Annotated in this window: 21 protein-coding genes; 9 read left to right on the forward strand and 12 right to left on the reverse strand. The window is 56.7% G+C overall.

What is annotated here, in order from left to right; translation table 11 throughout:
• Positions 1 to 66: 66 nt before the first annotated feature.
• Positions 67 to 837: an EAL domain-containing protein gene (locus tag KJI95_RS03300; RefSeq protein ID WP_214505725.1), complete on the reverse strand. Its 771-nt coding sequence runs from the start codon at positions 835 to 837 to the stop codon at positions 67 to 69.
• A gap of 219 nt (positions 838 to 1056) precedes the next feature.
• Positions 1057 to 1992 carry a DUF808 domain-containing protein gene (locus KJI95_RS03305; protein WP_214505726.1) on the reverse strand — a complete coding sequence of 312 codons (936 nt, stop codon included), beginning with the start codon at positions 1990 to 1992 and terminating at the stop codon, positions 1057 to 1059.
• 212 nt (positions 1993 to 2204) lie between these two features.
• On the opposite strand from KJI95_RS03305, the gene rpiA reads away from it, so the two are divergent.
• Complete coding sequence (rpiA, locus tag KJI95_RS03310; RefSeq protein ID WP_214505727.1) at positions 2205 to 2864, forward strand: ribose-5-phosphate isomerase RpiA; 660 nt, start codon at positions 2205 to 2207, stop codon at positions 2862 to 2864.
• Positions 2865 to 2992: 128 nt separating this feature from the next.
• On the opposite strand, the gene recJ is transcribed toward rpiA, so the two are convergent.
• From recJ to brnQ, 4 genes are all read right to left on the reverse strand, one after another.
• A complete protein-coding gene (recJ, locus tag KJI95_RS03315) occupies positions 2993 to 4717 on the reverse strand; it encodes a single-stranded-DNA-specific exonuclease RecJ (RefSeq protein WP_214505728.1) in 1725 nt (574 codons plus the stop codon).
• A gap of 106 nt (positions 4718 to 4823) precedes the next feature.
• Positions 4824 to 5549 (reverse strand): bifunctional protein-disulfide isomerase/oxidoreductase DsbC, encoded by a 726-nt coding sequence (gene dsbC / locus KJI95_RS03320; RefSeq protein ID WP_214505729.1) that lies wholly within the window; start codon positions 5547 to 5549, stop codon positions 4824 to 4826.
• Positions 5550 to 5719: 170 nt separating this feature from the next.
• Positions 5720 to 6595 carry a site-specific tyrosine recombinase XerD gene (xerD, locus tag KJI95_RS03325; RefSeq protein ID WP_250885623.1) on the reverse strand — a complete coding sequence of 292 codons (876 nt, stop codon included), beginning with the start codon at positions 6593 to 6595 and terminating at the stop codon, positions 5720 to 5722.
• Between the two features lie 291 nt (positions 6596 to 6886).
• Positions 6887 to 8224: a branched-chain amino acid transport system II carrier protein gene (brnQ, locus tag KJI95_RS03330; RefSeq protein ID WP_214505731.1), complete on the reverse strand. Its 1338-nt coding sequence runs from the start codon at positions 8222 to 8224 to the stop codon at positions 6887 to 6889.
• A 559-nt stretch (positions 8225 to 8783) separates the two neighbouring features.
• On the opposite strand from brnQ, the gene KJI95_RS03335 reads away from it, so the two are divergent.
• The 6 genes from KJI95_RS03335 to KJI95_RS03360 all read left to right on the forward strand — a co-directional run bounded on the left by KJI95_RS03335 (position 8784) and on the right by KJI95_RS03360 (position 18420).
• Complete coding sequence (locus KJI95_RS03335; protein ID WP_214505732.1) at positions 8784 to 9488, forward strand: tRNA1(Val) (adenine(37)-N6)-methyltransferase; 705 nt, start codon at positions 8784 to 8786, stop codon at positions 9486 to 9488.
• Between the two features lie 56 nt (positions 9489 to 9544).
• Positions 9545 to 10795 (forward strand): ATP-dependent RNA helicase SrmB, encoded by a 1251-nt coding sequence (gene srmB / locus KJI95_RS03340; protein WP_214505733.1) that lies wholly within the window; start codon positions 9545 to 9547, stop codon positions 10793 to 10795.
• Between the two features lie 170 nt (positions 10796 to 10965).
• Positions 10966 to 12171: an efflux RND transporter periplasmic adaptor subunit gene (locus tag KJI95_RS03345; protein WP_214505734.1), complete on the forward strand. Its 1206-nt coding sequence runs from the start codon at positions 10966 to 10968 to the stop codon at positions 12169 to 12171.
• Positions 12171 to 15374 carry an efflux RND transporter permease subunit gene (locus KJI95_RS03350; protein WP_250885554.1) on the forward strand — a complete coding sequence of 1068 codons (3204 nt, stop codon included), beginning with the start codon at positions 12171 to 12173 and terminating at the stop codon, positions 15372 to 15374. The genes KJI95_RS03345 and KJI95_RS03350 overlap by 1 nt, the downstream gene beginning before the upstream one ends.
• A 137-nt stretch (positions 15375 to 15511) precedes the next feature.
• Positions 15512 to 16117 (forward strand): TatD family nuclease-associated radical SAM protein, encoded by a 606-nt coding sequence (locus KJI95_RS03355; protein ID WP_214505735.1) that lies wholly within the window; start codon positions 15512 to 15514, stop codon positions 16115 to 16117.
• Positions 16118 to 16200: 83 nt separating this feature from the next.
• Complete coding sequence (locus tag KJI95_RS03360) at positions 16201 to 18420, forward strand: PAS domain-containing protein (protein WP_214505736.1); 2220 nt, start codon at positions 16201 to 16203, stop codon at positions 18418 to 18420.
• On the opposite strand, the gene KJI95_RS03365 is transcribed toward KJI95_RS03360, so the two are convergent.
• From KJI95_RS03365 to KJI95_RS03375, 3 genes are all read right to left on the reverse strand, one after another.
• Complete coding sequence (locus KJI95_RS03365; RefSeq protein WP_214505737.1) at positions 18410 to 19816, reverse strand: hypothetical protein; 1407 nt, start codon at positions 19814 to 19816, stop codon at positions 18410 to 18412. The genes KJI95_RS03360 and KJI95_RS03365 overlap by 11 nt on opposite strands.
• A 94-nt stretch (positions 19817 to 19910) precedes the next feature.
• A complete protein-coding gene (locus KJI95_RS03370) occupies positions 19911 to 20426 on the reverse strand; it encodes a hypothetical protein (RefSeq protein WP_214505738.1) in 516 nt (171 codons plus the stop codon).
• Complete coding sequence (locus KJI95_RS03375) at positions 20419 to 21177, reverse strand: winged helix-turn-helix domain-containing protein (RefSeq protein ID WP_214505739.1); 759 nt, start codon at positions 21175 to 21177, stop codon at positions 20419 to 20421. The genes KJI95_RS03370 and KJI95_RS03375 overlap by 8 nt, the downstream gene beginning before the upstream one ends.
• A gap of 424 nt (positions 21178 to 21601) precedes the next feature.
• Here KJI95_RS03375 and KJI95_RS03380 point away from each other — a divergent pair, with 424 nt between their 5' ends.
• Positions 21602 to 22420, forward strand: coding sequence for a cytochrome c3 family protein (locus KJI95_RS03380; protein WP_214506177.1), 819 nt, complete (start codon positions 21602 to 21604; stop codon positions 22418 to 22420).
• 9 nt (positions 22421 to 22429) lie between these two features.
• Entirely contained in the window at positions 22430 to 22939 is a 510-nt protein-coding gene (locus KJI95_RS03385; RefSeq protein ID WP_214505740.1) for a hypothetical protein, read from the forward strand.
• A gap of 15 nt (positions 22940 to 22954) precedes the next feature.
• On the opposite strand, the gene KJI95_RS03390 is transcribed toward KJI95_RS03385, so the two are convergent.
• The 3 genes from KJI95_RS03390 to nhaD form a co-directional block, all read right to left on the reverse strand.
• Positions 22955 to 23488, reverse strand: a complete 534-nt coding sequence (locus tag KJI95_RS03390) for a hypothetical protein (protein WP_214505741.1) — start codon at positions 23486 to 23488, stop codon at positions 22955 to 22957.
• Positions 23481 to 24296: a hypothetical protein gene (locus KJI95_RS03395; RefSeq protein WP_214505742.1), complete on the reverse strand. Its 816-nt coding sequence runs from the start codon at positions 24294 to 24296 to the stop codon at positions 23481 to 23483. Before KJI95_RS03395 ends, KJI95_RS03390 begins: the two co-directional genes overlap by 8 nt.
• A 163-nt stretch (positions 24297 to 24459) precedes the next feature.
• Positions 24460 to 25884 (reverse strand): sodium:proton antiporter NhaD, encoded by a 1425-nt coding sequence (nhaD, locus tag KJI95_RS03400; protein WP_432653771.1) that lies wholly within the window; start codon positions 25882 to 25884, stop codon positions 24460 to 24462.
• Positions 25885 to 25975 lie beyond the last annotated feature (91 nt).

Consider the following 25975-nt stretch of genomic DNA (forward strand, 5'->3'; position numbering starts at 1 on the left):
CGGCGCGGCTTTTATGATTCCGGCACTTGTTCGGCCAATCAAATCACTCTCTACGTCAGGTATTTACTACTCAAGATGGTGGATCTCGCTTTGCGGCGCCAGATACTCAAGCTTTGGCGCGGCAAACAAATAGCCCTGCAGGTAGCGGATCCCAAGCGCTGTCACGCAGTCGCGCTCGGCCTCGGTTTCTATGCCTTCAGCCAGCATCTGGGTGCCCTGCAGCTCGCACTCGGCTTTAATCTCAATCAGTTGCCGCTGCAGCTGTGGATGCTTATCGATATCGCGGATAAGCGACATATCCAGTTTCAGCAGGTTGGGCCTAAGCTCTGCAAGCCAGCTGATGTTGGTAAAGCCCGCGCCATAATCATCAATGGCGGTCAAAAAACCGTAATCGGCGTAACTTCGGAAGATATTTCGCACGTGCGCCTTGTCGACTATGTCCTCGCCCTCCGTCACTTCGAAGATAAGCCGTTTCAGGTCAAAGCCATACATGTGCGCCGCTTCTATGGTCGCCTTGATACAGGTCTCCGGCCGGTACACGGCATTGGGTAAAAAGTTGATATTAAGGAAGGTGCTGCAACCAAGCTCGGCGGCAGTTTTGATGGCGGTGACCCGGCAGGCCTGGTCGAAGTAATAACGATTGCTGTCGTTAACCTGTTCAAACACCCAGGCCGCCCCCTCGCCGCCGGGGCCTCGGACCAGGGCTTCGTAGGCAAATACACTGCGGCTATGCCAGTCAATAATCGGCTGAAACGCCATCCGGATGCCGAACCCCAGCGAGACACCACTTAAGCAGTCGGCGCAGCTTTGTTGTTTTATGCGAGACGGGAAGTCCACTTTTGCTGTTCCTTGACCAAAAACCCTGATTAATGTCCGACAGGACACTAATTTACTGTAGTAGCGCCACTGACACTTGAGCAAGGTACAGCAGAGGAGTTTTAGCTGCGGCAGCGCCGCTAATCAAAAGCAGCACCCTAAACAAAAGCAACCCCCTAAACAAAAAAGCAGTGCTCTCAATCAAAAAGCACTGCTTCATCCAATACAAAGCATTTGAGATCAGTGAGCTGACTTGCCCATCAGCTTTGCTGCTGCGCTCATCACCATCAGCGCCAGCGCGCCGGCTATCACACCAAACACCAGATTAAGCAGGCTTGGGGTTAACAGCGCAAGTAGCGGCCCGACCATGGTCACAGCGCCGGCCTTAACCGCAGCCGCCTCAATGGCGTGGTGCGCCGCCGCAATACCGTGGGTCAGAATGCCGCCGCCCACCATAAACATGGCCGCGGTACCGACAATAGACAGAAGCTTCATTAACTTGGGCGCCGCCGCCAGCAAAAAGCTGCCAAAGGCGCGGGCCACTGACGAGGCCTTTTTCGACAGCCAAAGCCCCACGTCATCAAGCTTTACGATACCCGCCACCAAGCCATACACGCCTATGGTCATCACCACGGCGATAATTGACAGTGTCACGACCTGGGTCATAAAGGGATGCTCAGCCACGACGCCGAGGGTAATGGCGATGATTTCGGCCGAGAGCACAAAATCGGTGCGAATAGCGCCCTTTACCTTTTGTTTTTCATACTCTTTCGGATCCATTCCCGCAGGCACCAGCGCCTCATGGGCATCCTTGGGGGCATCGTCGCCACTGGCGTGCTTTTTTGCCTTGCTGTGCCAGAGCTTTTCAAACCCTTCGAAACACAAGAACAGGCCACCGAACATCAGAAGCGGCGTGACCAGCCAGGGAGCAAAGGCACTGATAAGCAGCGCCGCCGGCACCAAAATAAGTTTATTGAGAAATGAGCCCTTGGCCACCGCCCACACGACCGGCAGCTCGCGGTCGGCATTGACGCCGGTCACCTGCTGGGCATTGAGCGCCAAATCATCCCCCAAAACCCCGGCGGTTTTCTTGGCCGCGACCTTACTCATCACGGCAACGTCATCGAGAATAGTGGCTATATCGTCAAGCAAAGTCAGCAAACTGGCGCCAGCCATAACAACTCCTTGTGAAAATTCCAAAATTGCGCAGCACTTATCCTAATCCAATGGCCGCTAAAAACGCATCCCCATTGCCGTATTTGTGCGCAGCAGCCCGCAATCTTTGCTGACCAAAAGCAGGAATTTGTTAAGCCCAAACCACTTTTACAACAAGTTGCAGGTATAATGAGGGCAATTTTTCGCATTAACGTCTTACACAGGACCTCACCATGACTCAAGACGAAATGAAAAAGGCCGCCGCCTGGGCCGCACTCAAGTACGTAGAGAAGGACAGTATTGTCGGCGTGGGCACCGGCTCGACCGTGAACCACTTTATCGATGCCCTGGCCACCATCAAGGCCGATATCGACGGCGCCGTGTCATCTTCCGAAGCCTCCACCGCCAAAATGAAGGCGCTCGGTATTCCGGTGTACGACCTGAACAGCGTTGACCGCCTGTCGGTGTACGTGGATGGCGCCGATGAAATCAACGGCCAGATGGACATGATTAAAGGTGGCGGCGCCGCCCTGACCCGCGAAAAAATTGTGGCAGCCGTGGCCGACAAGTTTATCTGTATCGTCGACAACACCAAGGAAGTGGCTATTCTCGGCAACTTCCCGCTGCCGGTAGAAGTTATTCCGATGGCGCGCTCTTATGTGGGCCGTGAGCTTGTGAAACTCGGCGGCGACCCTGTGTACCGCGAAGGGGTTGTGACTGATAACGGCAACATCATCCTCGATGTGCACAACATGCAGATCATGGAGCCTAAGAAGCTTGAAACCCAGATCAATGCCATCGTCGGCGTTGTCACCAACGGTCTCTTTGCCCATCGCGGCGCCGACGTGCTGCTGGTCGGCACCCCGGATGGCGTGAAAACCATCACCAAGTAACACCGCTTTACGCACCAAAAAAAGCCACCCCGCATCAAATCGGGGTGGCTTTTTGTTACATCGATTCTGGCTGGGCGGCTTTTTGTTAAGCGGCTTTTTGTTTAGCGACTTTACGCCCCGAAGTATGTTCAGCGTGGCTCGATGTGCTCCACCAGCAGCTGCAGGCTTTGATTGCCCCTAAACTCATTCACATCCAGACGATAAGCAAGCTGAACATGGCGGATGGATGCATCCGGCCATACGCTCAAATCCACGTTAAAGGCGATGGCATCCAGCATCAGGCGGCCGCACTCGGTCTCGACCATCATCTTAAGGTGTTTCTCGCCCACAAGACGTTGCTGCAGCAAACGGAAATGCCCATCAAACAGCGGCTCTTCAAAGCCCTGCCCCCAAGGGCCGCTGGCGCGAAGCAGCATGGCGGTATCGAGGGTCATAAACTCAAGCGCGAGCTCGCCATCGGAGAGGATTTCGCCTGTAAGCAGCTCGGGTGACAAGAGCTCCCGCACCGTCTGGTCAAAAATGCTGGCAAACCGGCCGAAGTCGGCCTTGCCAAGGCTTAAGCCCGCTGCCATGGCGTGACCACCAAACTTAAGGATAAGCCCGGGATGACGGCTTGAAATAAGCTCCAGCAGGTCGCGCATATGCAGCCCCTTGATGGAGCGCGCCGAGCCCTTGATTTCGGTCTCAGACGCTTCGGCAAAGGCGATAACCGGCCTGTGGTATCTGTCTTTGATGCGGGACGCCAGAATGCCAATCACCCCCTGATGCCAGTCGTCCTGATACAGCGCTATCCCCCAGGGCAAATCCTCTTCCCGCAGGCTAAGCCGCTCCAGGCTTTTCAATGCCTCGGCCTGCATGCCGGTTTCAAGCTCTCGCCGCTCAAGGTTAAGGCCATCAAGCTCAGCCGCCATACGGCGGGCGTACATGATGTCGTCGCACATCAGGGTTTCCACCCCAAGCGACATCTCATCGAGTCGCCCGGCGGCATTGAGCCTCGGCCCCACCGCAAAGCCAAAATCGGCCGCCACCGCCCGCTCGGGGCTGCGTTTGGCGACTTCAAGCAGCGCCGTGATGCCGGGGCGACAGCGGCCCGAGCGCACCCGCTTAAGGCCGGCATCCACCAGAATGCGGTTATTGGCATCAAGGCTGACCACATCCGCCACTGTGCCAAGGGCGACAATGTCTACCAGAGTGGCAAGGTTTGGCTCAGCAATACCGAGGCGGGCAAACCAGCCGCGGCTGCGAAGCTCGGCCCGAAGCGCCAGCATCAAATAAAAGGCAACCCCAACTCCGGCAATGGATTTGCTGGCAAAACCGCAGCCATGCTGATTGGGATTGACGATGGCATCGGCCTTGGGCAGCTCTTTACCGGGCAGGTGGTGGTCAGTGATAACCACAGTCATGCCGGCAAGCTTAGCTGCGGCCACGCCGTCTATGCTGCTGATGCCGTTATCGACCGTGATAAGCACCTCGGCGCCCTTTTGCGCCGCAAGCGCAACCAGCGGCACACTGAGGCCGTAGCCATAATCGAAGCGATTGGGAATGAGGAAATCGGCGCCTGTTACGCCCATCATGGCAAGCGCGAGCAAACACACAGACGTCGAAGTCGCGCCATCGGCATCAAAGTCCCCCACCACCAGCATACGTTTGCCCGCCTCGGCGGCATCGGCAAGAATGCGCGCCGCCTGCGGCAAACCAAGCATGGTGTCGGGGCGCAGCAACTTGGCAAGCTCTGGCTCGCACTCGTTGGCGGCCACGCCACGGCGTGCCAGCAATTGCCTTATCAGCGGATGCAGGTGTGATGGCAGGTGCGAGTCATCCACGGTCGGCCGTCGGCTGAGTTTGTACTTCACGGGCAAATCCTTTGGAAAATCTATGTGTTGCAGATAAAAAGCAAAAAGGTGAGCCGTGGCTCACCCTTCACGACCCAGCTAAAAAGCTGCCGGGTTATTGAGACTATCAGTGTTTGCCGCGACGCTCCAGCACCTCAAACAGCTCGTTGGCTGGCTGGTAGCCCGGAATGAGCGAGCCGTCTTCCAGAATAATGGCCGGCGTGCCGTTAATCCCGAAGGAGCCACCGAGGTTGTACTGACCGGCGATATCGGCGTCACACTTTGCAGCGGTAATAGCTTTGCCGGCTTTGGCATCGTCCATCGCCTTGCGTGGGTCTTTGGCACACCACACGGCTTCCATTTCATCGGCGTTGGGTGAAGGCACGCCCTGACGCGGGAAGGCAAGGTAGCGCACTGTGATGCCGAGTTTGTTGTAATCGGCCATCTCACGGTGCAGCTTGCGGCAGTAACCGCAGGTGATGTCGGTAAATACAGTCACCACGTGCTTTTCATCTTTTGCCTTGTACACCAGCATCTTGTCTTCAAAGCCTTTGAGCATTTCCAAGCGCGGACCGGCCAGCGCCAGCTCGGTGAGGTTGTTCATGGCATCGTTCAGATCGTAGATATTGCCGTGCACCAGTTTGCTGCCGTCCGGCGTTACATAGAGTACGCCACGGTTGGTGATCACCTGAAACAGCCCGTCGATGGGCGCAGCCGTGATGCTGCTCACTTCAAGCCCGAGAGTATCCTGGATTTTTTGCTTAAGCATATCGTTTGGCGTCGGGGAAGAAGCAAAAACCACGGGCGAGAGCATCAACGTAGCCCACAGCGTAAGAGAACGGGACAATTTCATTGTAATTCCTTGATAGACACGGCGGGTGATGGCTTATGTAGAGTAAGACCCGCGAATGAGCGGAAAAGTTACCGACTTACACGGATAAAAGCAAATCAGCGGCCGCCGATTTTGTATCAGTTAATGTTTTCAAGGCCATGCAGCGGCCAAAGCGTGACAGAGATTCAACCTCAGCCACGGGGATGGTGCTTGGTGTGAAGCTCGGCGAGCCGGGTTCGGGCCACATGGGTATAAATCTGGGTGGTCGATAACGAGCTGTGACCGAGCAGCAACTGCACCACCCGAAGATCGGCGCCATGATTGAGCAGATGGGTGGCAAAGGCGTGCCTCAAGGTATGGGGCGACAATTCAGTGCCAATATTGGCCCGCAGCGCATACAGCTTTATCCGGTGCCAAAAGGTCTGGCGGGTCATTTGCTGGCCACGGCTTGACGGAAACACCACATCGGTCGCGCCCTGGGTTAACAGCGCCTGCCGGGCGTTTTTGAAATAGCTCTCCAGGGCGTCCTGGGCCACCTCACCCATGGGCACCAGCCGCTCCTTGCCGCCTTTACCGACAATCCGCACCAGCCCCTGGCGCAAACTCAGCTCAGACATCGACAGCGCCACCAGCTCCGACACCCGAAGCCCTGTGGCATACAAAAGCTCCAGCATCGCCTTATCACGGCACTCAATCGGGTCATCGCAATTTGGCTCAGCAAGCAGCCGCTCGACTTCCGCCTCCGACAAACTGCCCGGCAGCTGGCGCGGCAACTTGGGGGATTCAAGCGTTGCGGTGGGATCGTCAGCCTTCACGCCGCAGGTCAATAGATGCCGGTAAAAGCGCCTGAGGCTTGAGAGCATCCGCGCGCTCGAGGTTTTGGCCATGCCCAGCTTAACCCTGTGCTCGAGATAATCCCGAAGCAGCAAGGTGTCCACTTCAATGAGCGTCGCGCCACGGGCATTAATAAACGCATCAAGCTGGTACAGATCCGTGCGATACGCGCCGAGGGTATTGTCGGCTAGGCCGTGCACCGACCAGAGCTCATCGATAAAGGCATCAATCAGCTGTGCACCGGCCGCACTTGGCCCACTGTCCGCACCTGGCGAAGCGGCGGCGGTTGAAGCAGCGTTAGCGTCTGAAGCGTTAGCGGCAGAAACCGGCGACTTATCTGGCTTGGGGGATGAGGCTTTGGCGCGCAACGCGGACTCCATCAGAAAAAACAGGCTAAAGAGTAAAAGGCCAGTTGGCGTGTCGCGGCTCAGTCAAAGGCAAAAAGCCAAGCAAACGAGCACGAAAGACCACGCCAACAGGCACAAAAAAACCGGGCAAGCCCGGTTTTCAGTCAGATGCCAGCGTTACGCTGCCTCGACCTTACGGCTGCCGATAAACAGGCAGACTACCATGGTCGCGAGCGTTGGCAACAGCCAGGCCATGCCTTCGTTATAAAGCGGCATAAAGGCAAAGGCGCTCATATCCACACCGGCGGCCTTCAGGCCATCGATGGCACCAAACAGCAGCGCCACCGCCAGCACAGCGCGGTGCGAAAGCTCTGGATTCGGGAAACGCTCGGTCAGGAACGTCGCTGCCACCAGCGCAATCACCACAGGGTAAACACTCAACAGCACCGGAATGCTGATGGCAATCAGCTGGGTCAGGCCCACGTTGGCTACCACGGCACAAATCACCGAAAACAGCACCACAAACTGGCGATACTTGATGGATGGAAACAGCTCGTTGAAATAATCCGAGCAGGCGCTGACCAGCCCCACAGCAGTGGTGAGACAGGCAAGCGATACCACAGCTGCCAGCATCACAGCGCCCATGGTACCGAACTCACGGTCAACGTAACGGGTCAGGATCTGGCCGCCGTTTTCAGCGCCGGTGGCAATATCACCGGCAGTCGCACCAAGGAAGAAAAGCGATACGTACACAAAGGCAAGACCGCTTGCGGCAATCAGCGCCGCACGCACCAGCGCCTTGGTTTGGGCAGCTGGCTCATTCACACCTTTTTTACGCAGCAGGTCGATAATCAGCATACCAAACATCAAAGACGCGAGCGTGTCCATGGTGTTGTAGCCTTCAATCACACCTTTAATCAGCGGGCTTGCGGCATAATCTCCCTGAGGGATACCGGTTTCACCGCCGGGCAAAAACACCACCGACAGCGCAAGTACCATCAGCAGTATCATCAGCACAGGTGTCAGCACCTTACCGACGCTGTCCATCAGCTTGCCGGGAAACAGCGCCAGCAGCATGGTCAGGGCAAAAAAGCCCAAAGTACACAAAAGCTGTGACACATTCAGGCTGATGCTGCCAAGCATCCACACGGCGCTGGTATCTCCCAAAAACGGCTTGGCACCAATTTCATAGGCCACAAGGCCGGTGCGCGGGGCAGCGAAAGCCGGACCGATAATGATATAAATCGACACCGCCAGCGCAGTCGCGGCGAATGCCGGTAAGTAAGCCATTACCTTGCCCTGGGTCTTGGCCACTGCAATCAGGCCAACCAGCGGCATACCCACGGCGGTCACCAAAAAGCCAAGCATTGCCAACGGCATATTTTCACCGGCGAGCATGCCGGCAAACGGCGGAAAAATCAGGTTGCCCGCGCCCAGAAAGAAGGCGAAGGTCATAAAGCCCAGACTCAAGGTGTCTGAGAAACTCATCTGCTTGTTTTGCACAAGAAGCCCCATCTTATTAATCTTTTGTGAACAAACTTAAGTGATTATCCTGCGCTTGGCTACCACGAAGCACCGTCATCGGCAGCGCTGTAAAGCCATTATTACAAGATACGCAGCAATTATTTGGCCGAAAGCGCCCAAAAAACCCACAACTCCTAGGCGACGTTTGGCAAAGCTGGCCGTCTTGGGGGCCGACGTCATTAAAACAGCCCCCGGGGAGGGGAATGACTAATACCAGAGCCGGTAAATAAGCGCAACCAAAGCAGGCCTTCGGCGCCGAAAAAGCGCCTTAATGCAACAGCGAGGCTAATGCCATGTTGCGCGGCGTCACATTCCGCCAAGGCTCACAGCCCAGATAAGGTTACAAAGCATCAACAGCAGCAAGGCTTCGATGAAAGCTTTAACCAAGCTGATAAGACCAGTCAGAGGTGAATCTCAGGCCAAATGCCAGCCAAATGCCAGCCGAATGCCAACATCGGGGCACGGGCAAATGAGTTCAGCGCGATGGCGGCTGCCAGCCAAGCCTGTGTTAACATATGCCCCTCAGACGACGTATTCTGCGGACAGGTGAATGGGTTTTACGTTCAAAGCATTTCATATCAGCGATGAAGGGCTCGGTATGCCGGTCAGTACCGACGGAGTGCTGCTTGGTGCCTGGGCCCCGCTCGATGGCGCGCAAAAGGTGCTCGATCTCGGTGCCGGCAGCGGTTTGCTGTCGCTGATGGCGGCGCAGCGCTCAAACGCCCAAATCTGCGCCATCGAAATCGACAGCGCCGCCGCCAGAGTGTGCCGCGATAACTTTGCCGCAAGTCCCTGGGCTGACAGACTTAAGGTTATCGAAGCCGATGCCACCCGTGCCAATGCGCTTGCAGGCGAAGTATTTACTCACATTCTCTGTAACCCGCCCTACTTTGAAACCGGCCCTTTATCGGCAAAGCCCGGCCGCGCGCAGGCCCGCCACACCGGAAGCCTTGGCTTTGATGCCCTGTGCACTCTGCTTGCGCGCCATTTAAGCCCCGGTGGCAGCGCCAGCCTGATTTTGCCCATCGAAAGTGAGCCATCCTTTATGCGAGCACTCACTGACTGCCCGCTTGGCGTGACTCAAAGGGTTGAGGTCAGCACGGTTGAAGGCAAGGCACCAAGGCGGCTTTTGTACGCCCTTGGCCACCATAAAGAAGGGACTCCGCACTGTGATACCCTCGCCATCCGTGATACAAACGGCGAGTACACAGCGAGGATGCGAACGCTGACCCAAGACTTTTACCTGAAACTGTAAGACAAGGTTTGGATAAGCGCGTATAATACGCGCCCCTTTGTGTAGGAAAGCCGCCCATGCAATTTGAAGAATTCCAACTGGACCCGAGCCTGCTCGAGTCGCTGAAAGCTATGGGACACAAGTCCCCAACCACCATTCAACGCATGACCATTCCGCTTGCCATGGAAGCCAGGGATATTCTGGCGCGCGCCCCTACCGGTACCGGCAAAACCGCGAGTTTCCTGCTGCCTGCGCTGCAGCACCTGATTGATTTCCCACGCCGCCGTCAAGGTCAGGCCAGGGTGCTGGTGCTTACCCCAACCCGCGAGCTGGCAAGCCAAATTCATCGCTATGCCTGCCATCTGGCAACCCACCTTGAGCTCGACATCAAGCTTATCACCGGCGGTGTGCCCTACGGCCCGCAGGAAGAGATGCTGCGCGGCAACGTCGATATTCTGGTGGCAACGCCCGGCCGTTTGCTTGAATACCTCGACAAGGGCAAGTTCACCGCCGAGATGGTTGAAGTGCTGGTGATTGATGAAGCCGACCGTATGCTCGACATGGGTTTTGGCGAAGTGGTGAAAACCCTTTCCAAGGAAGCCCGCGATCGCAAACAGGCGATGCTGTTTTCGGCCACCCTCGAAGGCGGCGGTGTGGGCAGCTTTGCCCGTGAGCTGCTGAACGAGCCTGTGTTTGTCGAATCCGAGCCACCGCGCAGCGAAAAGGCCAAAATCCATCAGTGGATCCACCTTGCCGACGACAAAAACCACAAGTTTGCCCTGCTGTGTCACCTGCTGAAGCAGGAAGACGTGAAGCGCGCCATCGTATTCTGTAAGACCCGCGATATTGTTGCCTCACTCGAAGGCCAACTGCAGCAGGCCGGCATCGTCTGCGCCTTTATGCGCGGCGATATGGATCAGAAAAAACGCTTCCAGGCACTGGGCCGCTTTACCAAGGGCGAAGTGAATGTGCTGCTGGCCACCGACGTGGCCGCCCGTGGTATCGATATCGATGACATCACCCACGTGATTAACTTCGACATGCCACGCTCTGCCGACGTATACGTGCACCGCATCGGCCGCACCGGCCGCGCCGGCGCCAAGGGCACCGCCATTTCGCTGGTTGAAGCCCACGACATGCAGGTGCTTGGCAAGGTTGAGCGTTATATCGAGCAGCCGCTGAAGCGGCGCGTCATCGAAGAGCTGCGCCCCAAACACAAAGAGGCCAAGGTGCCGGGCAAGAAAAAGGTCAAAGGTAAAGACGCCAAGGCCAAGCCGAAAAAGCCAAAGAAGCCGAAAAAACCAGCTGAAAAAGCGGCAAAAGTGTAACTTTCAATGAAGAGGCCTGAGGGCCTCTTCTTTTTTTCTTTCTTTACCAATCACTTCCCATCAGCTGCCACGCAAGATCCAGATACATTTGTGTTACAAAAACTGATTGGTATCAGAGGCCGCATTTGGTAACTTAGCCAGCGTTACCTGTTAATGGAAAAGCGGGCCCTATGAGTACTATTGTCAGACGTTCACTCCCTTTCATCATCCTTGTGCTGTTTTTGATAGCCGCAGTCGCCCTGATGGCGACCCGCGAGGCGCCGGAGCAAAAGGCCGAAGAAGCCGCCCTGCCACTGATTGAAGTGATGCAGGTGCAGCAGGAAACCCTGTCACTGAACCTGCCATCCTACGGCGTGGTCAACCCCAAGCACAAAACCCAGTTGGTGGCCGAAGTGCAGGGACGGCTGCTCAGCGTATCGGCTAACTTTGTGGCCGGTGGCGTAGTAAAAAAAGGTGATGAGCTGGCGGTGATTGAACCGTCTGACTATCAAGCCGATTTGATGCAGGCCGAAGCAAGCCTTGCTCAGGCAACCGCCGCACTGAATGAAGAAATTGCCCGCGGCGAAGTGGCCAAAACCGAGTTCAAAGGTTACGACAAGGGCGTACCGCCTGAGCTTGGTCTGCGTATTCCGCAGCTGAAAAAAGAGCAGGCCAACGTTAAGTTTGCCGAAGCCGCCCTTGAGCGCGCCAAACGCAACCTCGCCCGCACCGTTATCCGTGCCCCCTTCGATGGCATAGTCAAAGGCCGCAATGTGGATCTGGGTCAGTACGTGACCATGGGCACCAAGCTTGGCGATTTGTACGACACCGGCATCGCCGAAATCCGTCTGCCGCTGGCCAATGCCGATTTGGCCTACCTTGAGTCAGTCGAAAAGCCCGACACTGAAGTGACCCTCACCGCCTCCCTCGCCGGCCGCGAAGTGAGCTGGAAAGGCGACATAGTCCGCAGCGAAGGCATGATAGATGAAGGCAACCGCATGGTGTATCTGGTGGCCGAGGTGAAAGACCCATATCTGCGTAACAACAAGGCTCAGGGCGAGCTGCCGCTTAAGTTTGGCACCTTCGTCAACGCCGTTATCAAGGGCCGCAGTGCCGGTGGCATAGTGAAATTGCCGCGTCACATAGTGCGCGACCACAAGGTGCCCGTGGTACTGCCGGACAATAAACTGGAGCTGCGCCACGTCAATGTGGTGCGCGCCGATGTGGAATTTGCCTACATCAAAGACAGCCTCAAAAGCGGCGAGCGCGTGGCGCTGACCAACGTCGGCAGCCTGGGTACAGGTCAGCTGGTCAAGGTTCAGGGCGACGAGACCAAGCCAAGCAGCAAACAAGACACCCCGGCTGAAGAGCGTCTGGCACAGGCAGGGGACAAGTAATGGACACCCAAAAAGGCATTATTGCGTGGTTTGCCCGCAACAGTGTGGCGGCAAACCTGCTGATGTTTGTGCTGCTGATTGGCGGCCTGTTCAGCACCCAAATCATCAATAAAGAAATTTTCCCAAGCTTTGAGCTCAACCTGCTGCAAATTTCGGTGGCTTACCCCGGCGCCGCGCCTCAGGAAATCGAAGAAGGGATCAACATCAAAATCGAAGAAGCCATTCAGGATGTCAGCGGCATCAAGAAGGTAACATCGGTGGCGAGCGACGGCGTGGGCAACATCACCATCGAGGTGGAAAACGGTGTCGATGCCAAAACCGTGCTCGATGAAGCCAAGCTGCGTATCGATGCCATTGCCACCTTTCCGGCCAACATCGAAAAACCCAACATCTTTCAGATTAAGCCAGAAAACAACGTGATTTGGCTGTCGATATATGGCGATATCAACGCCCACGAGATGAAAGAGCTGGCGAAAAACATTCGTGATGAAGTCGCCGCCCTGCCCTCGGTGACCCGCGCCAAACTGAGCGGCGCCCGCGACTATGAAATCGGCATTGAGGTATCTGAAGATAAACTGCGTGAATATGGCCTTACCTTTACCCAGGTGGCGATGGCGGTGCAAAACTCCTCCCTCGATTTGCCGGGCGGTGCCATTCGCGCCGAAGATGGTGACATTTTGCTGCGCACCAAGGGTCAGGCTTATACCGGCGATGACTTTTCCAGCATAGTGGTGGCAACCGGGCTCGATGGCAGCCGGGTGATGCTAAGCGATGTCGCCAACATCAAGGATGACTTCGAAGAGCGTCTCGATTACACCCGCTTTAACGGCAAACCGGCTGTGATAGTCGAGGTGCTGAGCGTTGAAGATCAGGACGCAGTGGCCATTGCCACCGAGGTGAAAAACTATATTACCGAGCGCAAGCTCAGCCTGCCCGCCGGCGCCGAGCTCGACTACTGGGGCGATTTGACCCACTACCTCAAGGGTCGTCTCAACATGATGCTGTCGAACATGTTGATGGGCGCGGCACTGGTGTTTGTCATTCTGGCGCTGTTCCTTGACCTTAAGCTTGCCTTCTGGGTAATGGTGGGCATCCCGGTGTGCTTCCTTGGCACCCTGCTGCTGATGCCGATGCAGCCTTTCGGGCTCACCATCAATATGCTCACCCTGTTCGCCTTTATTTTGGTGCTCGGGATCCTGGTGGACGACGCAATTGTGATTGGCGAGAGCGTGCACACCGAGGTGGAGCGCCACGGCCACAGCATGGATAACGTTATTCGCGGCGCGCAAAAGGTCGCCATGCCGGCCACCTTCGGCGTACTCACCACTATTGCCGCCTTTATCCCCATGCTGATGGTGGATGGCCCGATGGGCATCATCTGGAAATCCATCGGCATGGTGGTGATTCTGTGTCTGGCATTTTCGCTGGTCGAATCCAAGCTCATTCTGCCCGCGCACCTTGCCCACATGAAGGTGAACACCCAGCCGCCAAGCGGGCCTTTTGGCCGCTTTAAAGCTCGCTTCAACGAAAAAGTCGCGCACTTTATTCACCACAGTTACAAACACTTCCTCGAGCGCGCCATCCGTAACCGCTACAACTGGCTGGCAGGCTTTGTGGGTGTGCTGATCCTCGCGATTGCGCTGGTTGCCAGCGGCAAGGTGCGCTGGGTGTTCTTCCCCAGCATCCCTTCTGACTTTGTGCAGGTTAACCTGACCATGGAAGAAGGCACTTCGGAAGAAACCACCCTAAAAGCGCTGCAGCAGATTGAAGATGCGCTGTACCGCATGAACGGTGAAATGGAGCAAAAATACGGTGCACCTGTGGTCAAGCACAGCTTTTTTGCCCTTAACTCCCGAACCAGCGCCTTTATTTTTGCCGAGCTGACCAAGGGCGAAGACCGCGAGCTTGACGGCACATCCATTACCGAAGCCTGGCGCGAAGCCGTGCCTGAACTGGTTGGCATGAAAAAGCTCACCATGAATGCCACCACAGGCGATGGCGGCGGCGATGTGGCGTTTCGTCTGCAATCGAGCGACCTTGAGCAGCTGGCGCTGGCCGCCAAAGAGCTTAAAGCCAAACTGGCAAGCTACGAGGGCCTTTATGATATTGCCGACAATTACTCCTCCGGCAGCCATGAAATTCGTCTTAAAATTCGCCCCGAAGCCGAAGCGCTGGGTCTGACCCTGTCGGATCTTGCCCGTCAGGTACGGTACGGCTTTTACGGCTATGAAGCGCAGCGGATTTTGCGTAACAAGGAAGAAGTGAAGGTGATGGTGCGCTATCCGCTGGATCAGCGCCGCACCGTAGGCCACCTTGAAAGCATGCTCATCCGCACCCCAAATGGCCAGGCGGTACCCTTTGCCAATGTGGCCGAAATTGAAGTGGGCGATTCTTACTCCGCCATCACCCGGGTAGATGGCCGCCGCGCCATCAGCATCACCGCCAGTGCCAACAAGGACAAGGTGGAGCCGGGCAAGATAGTCAGGGAAATCGAACAGGAGTTTATTCCGCAGCTCAAGCAAAAGTATCCGCACATTTCCACTGCGCTCGACGGTCAGAGCCAGGAAGAAGCCAGTGCCATTTTCAGCCTGCTGCAGGGGCTCTTTTTCGCGCTCTTTACCATCTATGCGCTGATGGCAATCCCGCTTAAATCCTACAGCCAGCCGATGATCATCATGTCGGTCATCCCCTTTGGCATGATTGGTGCCATCGTCGGCCATCTGGTGCTGGGACTGTCGTTAAGCGTGCTCAGTTTGTGCGGCATTATCGCCCTTGCCGGGGTGGTGGTGAACGACTCGCTGATTTTGGTGGACTTTGTAAACCGTGCCCGGGAGCAGGGTTACTCTATCCGTGATGCGGCCATTAATGCCGGTTGCTATCGCTTCCGCGCCATTATCCTGACCTCGCTCACCACCTTCTTCGGTCTGGTACCTATTATCCTTGAGCGCAGTCTGCAGGCGCAGATTGTTATCCCCATGGCCACTTCGCTCGCCTTCGGGATCCTGTTCTCCACCGTGGTGACGCTTATCCTGGTGCCGCTGCTGTACGTTATTCTGGCGGACATGAGTGCCCTGTGGCGCCGCTTCTTCAACTGGTGGTGGCGCCCACAAGCCCAGCCTGCCCATCTGGTTTCAGACGCTGTGGCCAACACAGCATCTGAGCGTTCGCCTGACGCAGAGCCCGGCAAGCTCAGGATTGATTAAGCATCCGTAATACCGCAAGCAATGCCAGTGATTTAGACAAAAGGGAGAGCCAGGCTCTCCCTTTTTGATCGAGCAAACAGTTCGCTGGATAAGCCCCTGTTACACTGCCAACATTGTCAATCTGCCGGTTTGTTGCCATGCCCGGTTCCGCCACCCTGGTGTATGACATACGCCAAAGCCGCTATCTCAACATCACCGGCCGCTGCACCCTTCGCTGCGGCTTTTGCCCCAAGCAGCAAGGCAGCCGCGAGCTGCATCAATATCAGCTGGCGCTGGACAGCCAGCCAAGCGCTGCTGACATCATCCCACTCCTTGGTGAGGTAACTGACTTTGATGAATATGTGTTTTGCGGCTACGGCGAGCCGACGCTGAACCTTGAAACCCTGCTTGCGACCGCGCGGGAGATAAAAGCACGCGGCGGCAAGGTGCGGGTTAACACCGACGGCCTTGGCAACCTGTTTCACCGGCGCAATATCCTGCCTGAGCTCGCAGACTGCGTGGAGGCCCTGTCGGTCTCCCTCAACGCCCAGGACGAAGCGACCTATATCCGTCACTGCCGCCCCAAACTCAAGGGCTCCTGGCAGGCGGTCAATGCCTTTATCCGCGAGGCGCCAAGGCATATTGCAAAGGTCGAGGTGTCAGCCATCGACGGGCTTGACGGCGTGGATATCGCTGCCTGTCGCGCGCTTGTGCTTGCGGCAGGTTGCCAGTTCAAATACCGCAAGCTCGATGTGCTGGGTTAAGGCGAGCACCAACCTTATCTGCCCTGTATCCTAAATCGAATCGTGTTAACATGTTGGCCAACATCCGCCGACACCTATTTTTCATGCTGAAACCCAACTCAGGATTGTCCCCATCCCTTTCGCTTTTGGCCGATTCCCAGGGCGTGCGCTGGTCCCATCAGCGTATTCTGGCGCTTTCAAGCCAGTTGGCGATGCTGGTGATAAGCGTGGTGTTGGTGGTCAATGTCAGCATTACCCTCGGCGAGCGGCGGCTGCAGGAAGAGTGGGCAACCCAGAGATACAGCGAGCTGCAAACAGTCGGCGCCATGATTGCCGACAAGGTCACTTTCCAGCAATTCCGCACCCAAACCTTCGCCCGTGGTGAGCTCTTGCGCCAGTACATGGAAAGCGGCGATGAGCAGCTCAAGCAAAAATTGCTGCTGCAGTGGACGGCGCTGCAAAAGAACATGCCGGAGCTGATGGGCATTGCCCTGTTCAATACCAAGGGCGAGTTCCTGTTTGCCTCAACCGATCTCTTTGGACGCCAGACCCTGCCACCTTCGCTGCTTGGCGGCGCACGCAATATGGGCGGCAATGAGATTTACAGCTCGCCGATGGAGTTTTTGTCGGTCAATGGCGGCCTTGAGCCATACATGTATCAGCTGGCCTGGCTTGAAAACCCGGATCAGAGCGTGCGCGGTTATCTGGTGACTTACAACTCGATGCTGCGCACCCTCGAGATGATAAAGCCCGCACTCAGCGCCGGTCAGTCGCCGATGATGATGTTCGACACCCAGGGCCTGATGTACGCCGGTGCCACCGATGCGCCGCTGCCGCGCCTGCCAGAGTCCCTCAACGCCAGTCTGCGCCAGAGCTATCCCGCGCTGTGGCGCCAGATGGCTATGAGTAACTTTGGTCAGTTTCATGGCGACGATGCGACCTTCGTGTACCTTAAGGTCGATTTGACCACCCAGTACGAAACCCGCCGCGAATACTTTTTGGTGTCTTATATCCGTAACGACGATATCGCCGCCCGTTTTGCCCGCTGGCAGACCATTTTGATTGTCGGCGCCGCCATCATGACGCTGCTCGCCAGCGCCGCGCTGATTTTGGTGCACCTGTACCGGATGGAGCAGCGCGCCCGCTTTAACAGCATTCAGCTGGCGGCTGATCTTTTTACCGGCGATGAGGGGCTGCTGCTGGTGAATGATGCAGGCAGGGTGCTCAGTGCCAACCGCAAGGCCGGACAGCTGCTAAGCCTTGAAGCAACCCAACTGACCGACCGCAGTCTGCAGCGCTGCCTGCAGCTGGATGATGCTGAATATCAGCAAATCGTGGAGCGCACCAAAACCAAGGGCGAGTGGCAGGGCGAGCTTAAACTCGATACCAGCCCCTCAGCCACCATTCGGGTGCAGCTGCGCTTTACCCACGCCAATCGCGACAAACAGCAGTATTTTCTGGCCGAGCTTACCGACATCAGTGAGCTCAGTGAATGCCGCAAAGAAGAATCACTGCAGCGGCTTTTGGCCGACAGCGCCGTCGCCACAGCCCTGACCCTGGCCGACGGAACCCTGCTCAAGCACAACAGCGCCTTTGAGCAGCTCCTTGATGGGGTTGAAATTCAGGATGCCAACCTCACTGAATTGCTCGAAAACGACCTGGGTAACCAATGGCCGCGCATCACCCAGATGGTGGCGATGCAAGGCAGCTGGCAAGGGCAAATTCTGTGCTCCAGCAGCGCCGCCAGTTGCCTGCAGGCAACACTCAAGGGGCATCTGGATGAAGAAGGGGAAATCGAATATCTGGTCTGTACGCTCGAGCAGGCGGCGCGCGCACCGCGCGGACGCGACAATGGCCAGCTTATTCCCAACCGCAGCACCATTCTGGCCAATATCGAGGATTTATCTCGCTATTTCGACGCCCTGACCGACAGTGGCCGCAGCGGGGCCTGCCTGATGCTGATGGACATAAGCCCAGCCGGAATGCTGAGCCACATGAGTGACATAGGCCAGCTCGAGAAGCGCCAGCAGGAAGTGGAAATGCACCTGCTGCGGGAGCTGCCGACCAACTTCCAGATTTCACACTGGCAGCTTGGCAAGCTGGTCATCATACTGCCCCACACGGATGCCACCGAGGCGCACCGCTATGCCACGGAATCCATGGAGCAGCTTGGCAGCCATGGCCTCAGCGAAGGGATTTGTATCGGCATTGCGTCTTATCAGAGCGGCCAGGACTTGGAAGCCTTTATCAGCCATGCCGAAATCGCCCTGAAACGGGCCAAGCAGACGGGCGATCAGAAAATCTGTCAGGCCTTTACCCGCTGACCCCCAACAACTGCTCCGGCAGGGATTTTTCGCTGACACTGATAATGCCGCTGCGGTTAAGGGTAACCTTGTAGCGGGCATAACGGGGCGGCTTGCGGCCTTCTTTGTACACCAGCACCACGTTTATCTGATAGCGGCGCTCGGCGGTTTCTGAGCGAATGGCCCCATCCTGCTCGGCAAACACCCGCACCTTGCCGCGTTCAAGGTTACGCACAAAGGGCGCAAGACTGAAAGATACCTGCTCCGACAAACTATCGTATCCCGCAAGGAAAAAGCCGTCGCGCCCGACCCGGGTGGCAAGACCATAATGCAGGTACTCGGCCTCAATCCGGTTTTGCTGATGGCGACGGCTTAAAATCTCGGTCACCGCCAGCGGCAAATCCTTCACCCGCACAAAATCGAGCCACACATGTTGCTTGGCAATCGCCTTTTGGCTGGAGGTGTCGCGCAGCACTCTGCTCCAACGCGGCCTGCCGCGCTGAATGGCGCGCCACATCACGTTGCGGATATCTTCTTTGAAAATCTCCCGAAAACCGTAAATCACCGACAGGGTGAACAAAAGCCCCATGGTCAGGCCGCTGAACACGCCCTGGGCCTTGATGATAAGCGCCGACACCACCAGCATCACAAGGCCAGTGGCAAGGCCGGTAACCAGCTTTTTAAGCCCAACGCCCAAAGGTTTAAGCTCTTCTTTGAGCACCACGCCCTGCTGAATAAGCCGCCTGAGCAGCAACATCTTGTTGGAAATACGGTTGGGGTCGGATTTGGTTTTCTCAGAGTTGTAGCGCCTTGCGTCCCGATACGCCGACTCGGCGCGGCACAGCGCCAGCACGCCCTCGCGCACCGGCGCGAAATCTGACTCCTGCTCGGCCGTCCACGCCGGCCCCTGCATCAACAGCTGCAACAGCTTTTGCTCACCATGCCAGGAGAGGTAGTTATCGGCATGCTCAAACCAGGGTTTCCACTTGGGGTCTTCCGGCTCGTTGCGGCGAAACTTTTTCAGCAGCACGGCAAACTGCTCGCCAAGCTCCTTAAGCCTTGGGTAAAAGTCGGCTGCCTGTTTTTGCTGCAACAGCTCCTTGGTGTCTGTGTCCATCGCCACCGCAAACTGATAGGCAAAGAGATTCAGATACAACCTGAACTCTTCCACCGTGCGCTTGTTCAGGCTCGCGAAACGGCTTTGCACCAAAGGCAGGTGTAATCCGTCTGAAAAATAGGCGCGCCGCCCTACAATGGCACTGTGAAAATACTCTTCTTCATCGAGGCTTTGCGGACCAATACCCAAATCCTTGGGCAGGGCAAAGTAAAGGTCCAGGCGACAGCTTTCGCCGGCAGCAAGCTGATGGGAAAACTTAATCGAAAGTGCATCTTCCTGCTTTAAAACGACCTTGGCCACGGGTCTCCCTGAAATAAAAACCGTCGCCTGTCACCACTAGGTGGCAACAGAACATAGATTGCAGTGAATTGGCAGATGATAAGCCTTGCAAGGGTTAATGGATCAAACGGCAACCACAAACAGTATTGCTTGGCTGAAACAGCACTATCGCATAATCACGGGTCTTGTCCAGCTCAAGGATCTCAAGTTCAAGCTGATGCAGCCCGGTGGAAGATAGATTTAAGCCACTGACATAAGAGATATAATTCATGTGCATCGGCCGGGGTGCGCTATTTTTGCCGCCCTTTTCTTCCTTGTTGTGAATCGCTATCCGATAGCGGTTGCCGCTGCCCGGCGATGCGGTGAGCTCGCCTTCCATGCTGATACTGCCCGCCAGCGAGCCATCAAGATTGAAGTAACGATAATGAATTTGCGCCTTCTTGCCCTTGGTCACCAAATCCACCAGCAGATACTGGCGCGCCTTGCCATCATCGTCCGGCTCATACAGCTCAGATGAACAGTTAAGCAGTGTGGTTTCGGCGCCGCGGGTCAGCGAATAGATGGTGCCAAGAGCAAGTAATAACACCATTAAAATGCTGAGGTTAACGCCCCAAATCCAGGGTTTAGTCACAAATGTCCACCTCCCGCAGTCCCTCGGCGCTGATAAAGTCCCGCGGCTCGCGGCCATCGCTGAGCTTAAGATTGCGTACCACAGCCTGGCCAAGGTATTCGCCCCTCAGGGTCAGATTAAGCACCCGGGAGTCGTGGCTGAGCGACAGATACACATCGCGCCAGCGGGAGCTGCGACACTCGGCAAGCACACTGCCTATCATGGCCGCCTTTTCCACCAGCAGGGTATTGTTGCTGCGGGAATGGGCATACAGCACCAGACGGACCATCTGGCCGTCGGCCTGGGTAAGGGTATCGACCCTATAGGGCGCGCTTGGCGCAAGCTCTGCCACCCGCCAGGCGTAATAAACGCCGCCGGCGATGGCAAGCAGCATGGCAAAAGAGAGAAGCCACACAGGCACCAGGCTCACCCGCTGGCCAAAACGCCTGGGGCCATGCAGGTTACTGCGCCGCTCCTGCGGACTTAAGCGCAGCATATAGCCCTGCCCCTTTACGGTTTCAATCAAAAGCTCACTGCCGGGCCCGATGAAAGAGCGCAGCATAAACACCGCCCTTGCCACCGACGAGTCGCTGAGCGGCTGATGTTCATCATCTCCCTGACGAAGCTCGGCTTTACTCACCACCTTGCCGGCGGCGGCGCACAGAAGCCTCAGCACCTGCAGCTCGGCGCGGGGTAAATGCCATACGTCACCGGAGGCGCGATTAACCAACTCGCCCCGGGCGTCATCAAACCAGCATTCACCCAATTGCATTGCATATCCTCAACATAGACATGCGCCAATTGTAACTGCCTTCCCACACAGCGACTGTGATCTGGATTAAGACCGCGGCAGACTCCTACACCAAAGAGGTATGACCGCTTGTGTGATACGCATCATGTCGATGAATGGCAAGACTCACGGGCATGAATCGCCCCGAATCCACATAAATTAACCTGAAGATTACAAATAAGCCGCGCTGGCGCACATCCTGACAGATTGCGCATCTCAATAGCCCACACATTCAGCGTTAAAACCGATTAAGAGCCCAGCTTCAGCGCGCCGAGATTTCTGCGGTGGCAAATCACAGTCTTCATTTTCACAGGCGACATACTGACTGCCATGGCCTTGCGGCCCCTTTTACACAAAGACCTGAGCAAAGCGCAGAACAAGGCGCCAGACAAAGAGGATAAGAATGATGAAAATCGACAGAAGACAGGCACTTGGGCACATTATTGGACTTGGCAGTGCGGCGGGCCTTGGCCTGGTTGCAAGCCCCCTGATGGCCGCCACCGATGAAAACGGCAACTATCGCCTCGCGCTGGGCGAAAAGCTTAAATACGTACCGCTTGACCCCATGGCTACCGCCAAACTCGCCTATGAAACCGGCGGCGGCTGCATGCATCAGGTGTTTCATGCCACTGTGACCATGCTGGCCAATTCCGCAAGCAGCGATGCCGATAAGTTCAAAGCCATTCCCACTGCGCTGGCGGGCTACGGTTTTGCCGGTGTGGTCGGCCAGGGCACCCTGTGCGGCAACCTTAACGCCATCGGCATGCTGGTGAACCTGCTCGATGACATCAACGGCCAAAACGCTGCCGTGATTGGCGCTACTTTCCGCTGGTATGAAAACACCCTGCTGCCGCTGGAAAGCCCTGAATTTATCGCCGGTATCGGCTCAAGTGCCGAAAAAACCTTGCTGGTCGGCAAGTCGTCCGTCGCCAACAGCGTGCTGTGCCACTCCTCCATCAGCAACTGGTCCAAGGCATCGGGCAAAACCTTCAGCCAAAAAGGTGAGCGTTGTTATCGCCTGTCGGCCTCCATGGCCTACCATCTGGTCGAGCTGCTTAACCGTGCCCACAAGGGCGAAGTGATTGCCGGCACCCCGGCGGCCAAACCCTCTGACGAAGCCCAGCGCTGCCAGACCTGCCATGGCGTATCCGACACCATGGGCCCGGCCGCCAGCATCAAAACCGACATGGAATGTACCACCTGCCATACCGGCCACTTTAACTAAGGGGGCAACATGAAAAGCCGATACCTGTATCCACTGCTGCTGGGGCTTCTGCTCGCTGGCTGTGGTGACGACAACGACAGCACGCCGCCCGAGCCGCCCGTCCCTGCTGCGGTTCACATAGACGAGGCCGACACTGTCGTACTGACGGTGGAGAGCTTTGAGAGCGAAACCGGCATGGTGGAATTCAGTTTGAAAGATGCCAGCGGCGCGGCGCTCACCGGCGCAAGCCGCTATGAGCTGGTGTATTTTGGTCTGCCGGCCGAGGGCAAGGCATCACGCAATGCCAAGGCCTGGAAGCGCTGGCACGTAACACAGAGCTTTACCTGCAACGAGGTAGTGAGCGAATGTCAGGGCAAGCTCACCGAAGGAAGCAGTAAGGGCCGTTACAGCTTTGAGGCCCACGGACTCGACTGGAGCCAGGATGCGCCCAAAGACAGCCTGAGCCGCTACCGCCTTGCCATTACCCTGCACGGGGCCAAGGCAAGCAGTGAAATGCAGTTTGTTGCCGACGCGCCGTAGCCGGCAGCGGGGGGCTCAGCGAGCCATGGGTCCCCATTTTTTAACCTCGCAGCTCCACAGCGCCTGGCTGTCATCAAACACCACCAGCGCGCTGTGCTTTTCAAGTTCCAGCACCCTGAAGCTCACCGGCAACGGCTTACCCTGCACAAGCGGCTGTCGCCCAAGCATCACCACCTGCTGCAGGTGATCAGGCAGTCTTGGCTGAGTAAAATCCATCAGCACCTGCCCCTTATCGAGTGACAAGTGGTAACTCAGACTCGCAGGCGTCCATTCGCTTAAGGTGCCCCAAAGCCGGATAGCACCCAGTTCAACCCCGTCCCTGTGTACGCCGTACACCAGCTCAGCATTGCCGTCATGAATACTTAGATGCAGCGCCAGGTTTTCACTGAGCGGCCCCTCGCCATCGGCAAGCTGTGCCGTGCAGCCAAGCTCGAGATCGCCCCTATCTTCAGTCCAGTGTTGCATTCCTACCAATGCCAGCAAAGGCAGCAGTATCACCAATGCCGCAAGCCACAGGCTGCGACCAGACCAGGAAACCGTATCAGTCACAGACTCCCGCCTCCTTAAGCACGGCAAGCGACAGCGACTCATCGCCATCGATATCAAATAATTTCAGGTTTTGCGGCGCGCTCAGGGCGCCGCCTTCCAGCACCAGATGCAGTAACGGATGGGGCGCAGCGCTTGATGCCGACACCGAAATCCGCTGCCACGGCTGATGCTCACATTGGGGCAGAATGGCTTTTAACTGTTTGATGGCAGTGTTTGTTTCACCCACACGCCGCCACAGCAGCGACTCGCCACTGGCATTGGTCAGGGTTTGCTGCTGACTGAAGGGCAGCAGCTCAAGGGTTGGCAGCTGCCGGTTCAGAAAAAACAGCAGGCCGGCCAAAATCAGGATAAGACCAACAAACAGCGGCGCCGATAACTCCCCGGCGGGCCTGGCAAAGAGCCTTCGCGCCGGGCGGCGATGATGAAGGATAAAACCCTGGCGGCCAACGACTTCAAAATGGCTGTGCCAGTCGGCGCCGATGAGCCGCTCGAGGGAAGCCATGATGTCATCAAGCGCAACAAAACTCTTGTCTGCCCGTGTGTCTGTCCGTGTGTCTGCCCGAGTCTCTGTCCGAGAGTCTGCCCGGGCTTTGGGCGACTGAGCGGCATTGGCGGCCTGTTGTGGCAACTCGCTGCCACAGGCCGTGGCGATGGCCGCCTGAATGCTGGCGCGGGACACCACCCGGCCACGCTCGCCAAGCAGCATCACCAGCACGGCAGCCTGCACCCTGGTAAGCGGGCGCTGCTCACCAGTGGCAGTTTCGAGTTTCAGCGATGAGGCTAAAAATCGGGTTTGGCCGATAAACATGCTGCCGTCCTGTAAAGTGAAAGGGGCGGCAGTATAAAAGCACAGCAGCGATAGGGGTGTGATCCAGCTTGTCTAACGGTAAATATCATCTGAAAACGTGACGGGGCGCAGATCATCAATGATTCAAACACTTACAAAGATGATCTGCGCTGATGAAATGTTGTCAAAAGGTACTGGCGTTAATCCACATATGCACCAGAATTGACGCGATATAGCCAAGGGCGATGACGGGTGTCCACTTGAGATGCGCGCCAAAGGTGTAAATGCCCCGCGCCTGCCCCATCAGCGCCACCCCGGCGGCGCTGCCAATGGAAAGCAAACTGCCGCCGACACCGGCGGTCAGGGTTACCAGCAGCCATTGCCCGAGCGCCATGTCCGGGTTCATGGTCAGCACGGCAAACATCACCGGAATGTTATCGACCACGGACGACAGCAGACCAATGGCGATATTGGCATAGGTTGGGTCCCAGTGGCTGTACATGGCCTCAGATACCAGGCTCAGATACCCCATAAAGCCAAGGCCACCCACACACAGCACCACACCGTAGAAAAACAGCAGCGTATCCCATTCGGCGCGGGACACCCGGCTGAACACATCAAAGGGCACCACGTTGCCAAGATAAGTAAGCCGCTCTCTGTCCTGGCGGGCCTCAGCAATGGCACGCTCCCTGGCCAGTGAGCTGTTGAAGGTCTTTCTCAGGAAGTAGCCAAAAAACTGCAGGAATCCAAGGCCTGTCATCATCCCGAGTACCGGCGGCATGCCAAGGAAGGAGTGCGCCATCACCGCCGAGGCAATAGTGAGTAAAAACAAACCGACAATGCGTCTGGCGCCGCGGCGCAAAAACACCCGCTCCGATACAGCCGCAGGCCGGTCATTGCCCACAAAAAAGCTCATCACCAGCGCCGGTACCATAAAGTTAACCACCGCCGGAACAAAGAGGTCAAAAAAGTCCGCAAAGGGCACTATGCCTTTTTGCCACACCATCAGGGTCGTGATGTCACCAAAGGGGCTGAAGGCGCCACCGGCGTTGGCCGCAACCACAATATTGATACAGGCGAGGGTTACAAAGCGGCGGTTGTCGCCACCAACCTTAAGCACCACGGCGCACATCAGCAGCGCCGTGGTCAGGTTATCGGCCACGGGAGAGATAAAAAACGCCAGCAGTCCGCAAAGCCAGAACACTTGTCTTAGGCTAAACCCCCGCCCGACCATCCAGGCGCGCAGGGTATCAAACAAGCCACGCTCTTCCATGGCGTTGATGTAAGTCATGGCAACCAGCAGGAACAGCAAGAGTTCGGCGTACTCAAGCAGATTGTGCTTGAATGCAACTTCCGCCACCTGCGGCATACCGTGCTGGGTATAGACAAAGCCGAGCATCCCCCAGATGATCCCGGCCGCAACCAGCACCGGCTTTGATTTGCGAAGGTGCAGCTTTTCTTCAAGCATCACCAGAAGATACGCCAGCACAAATATCGTGAGTGCCAGATACCCTACCCCCGAGTGGGTCAAATCAAGCCGCTCAGTTTGCAACGCCGCCTCACTTGCCAGCGCCAGCGGCGACAGCAACACCCACAGCACACACGCCATTGCCAGCCCAGAAACGCGCCGCAACCCGCTTATCCAAAGCTCTGTTGTCATAACTTGCCTTAGTTGTCGTCATTTGCGCTGAAAGTAGCAT

The organism is Shewanella jiangmenensis (assembly GCF_018596335.1).
GTDB classification, from domain to species: domain Bacteria; phylum Pseudomonadota; class Gammaproteobacteria; order Enterobacterales; family Shewanellaceae; genus Shewanella; species Shewanella jiangmenensis.

Bases quoted from the DNA above. Each gene is read 5' to 3' on its own strand.
- KJI95_RS03305 (WP_214505726.1), bottom strand. From the start codon at position 1,992: ATGGCTGGCGCCAGTTTGCTGACTTTGCTTGACGATATAGCCACTATT.
- rpiA (WP_214505727.1), top strand. From the start codon at position 2,205: ATGACTCAAGACGAAATGAAAAAGGCCGCCGCCTGGGCCGCACTCAAG.
- dsbC (WP_214505729.1), bottom strand. From the start codon at position 5,549: ATGAAATTGTCCCGTTCTCTTACGCTGTGGGCTACGTTGATGCTCTCG.
- brnQ (WP_214505731.1), bottom strand. From the start codon at position 8,224: ATGGGGCTTCTTGTGCAAAACAAGCAGATGAGTTTCTCAGACACCTTG.
- KJI95_RS03335 (WP_214505732.1), top strand. From the start codon at position 8,784: ATGGGTTTTACGTTCAAAGCATTTCATATCAGCGATGAAGGGCTCGGT.
- srmB (WP_214505733.1), top strand. From the start codon at position 9,545: ATGCAATTTGAAGAATTCCAACTGGACCCGAGCCTGCTCGAGTCGCTG.
- KJI95_RS03345 (WP_214505734.1), top strand. From the start codon at position 10,966: ATGAGTACTATTGTCAGACGTTCACTCCCTTTCATCATCCTTGTGCTG.
- KJI95_RS03350 (WP_250885554.1), top strand. From the start codon at position 12,171: ATGGACACCCAAAAAGGCATTATTGCGTGGTTTGCCCGCAACAGTGTG.
- KJI95_RS03355 (WP_214505735.1), top strand. From the start codon at position 15,512: ATGCCCGGTTCCGCCACCCTGGTGTATGACATACGCCAAAGCCGCTAT.
- KJI95_RS03360 (WP_214505736.1), top strand. From the start codon at position 16,201: ATGCTGAAACCCAACTCAGGATTGTCCCCATCCCTTTCGCTTTTGGCC.
- KJI95_RS03375 (WP_214505739.1), bottom strand. From the start codon at position 21,177: ATGCAATTGGGTGAATGCTGGTTTGATGACGCCCGGGGCGAGTTGGTT.
- KJI95_RS03380 (WP_214506177.1), top strand. From the start codon at position 21,602: ATGAAAATCGACAGAAGACAGGCACTTGGGCACATTATTGGACTTGGC.
- KJI95_RS03385 (WP_214505740.1), top strand. From the start codon at position 22,430: ATGAAAAGCCGATACCTGTATCCACTGCTGCTGGGGCTTCTGCTCGCT.
- KJI95_RS03395 (WP_214505742.1), bottom strand. From the start codon at position 24,296: ATGTTTATCGGCCAAACCCGATTTTTAGCCTCATCGCTGAAACTCGAA.
- nhaD (WP_432653771.1), bottom strand. From the start codon at position 25,884: ATGGCGTGTGTGCTGTGGGTGTTGCTGTCGCCGCTGGCGCTGGCAAGT.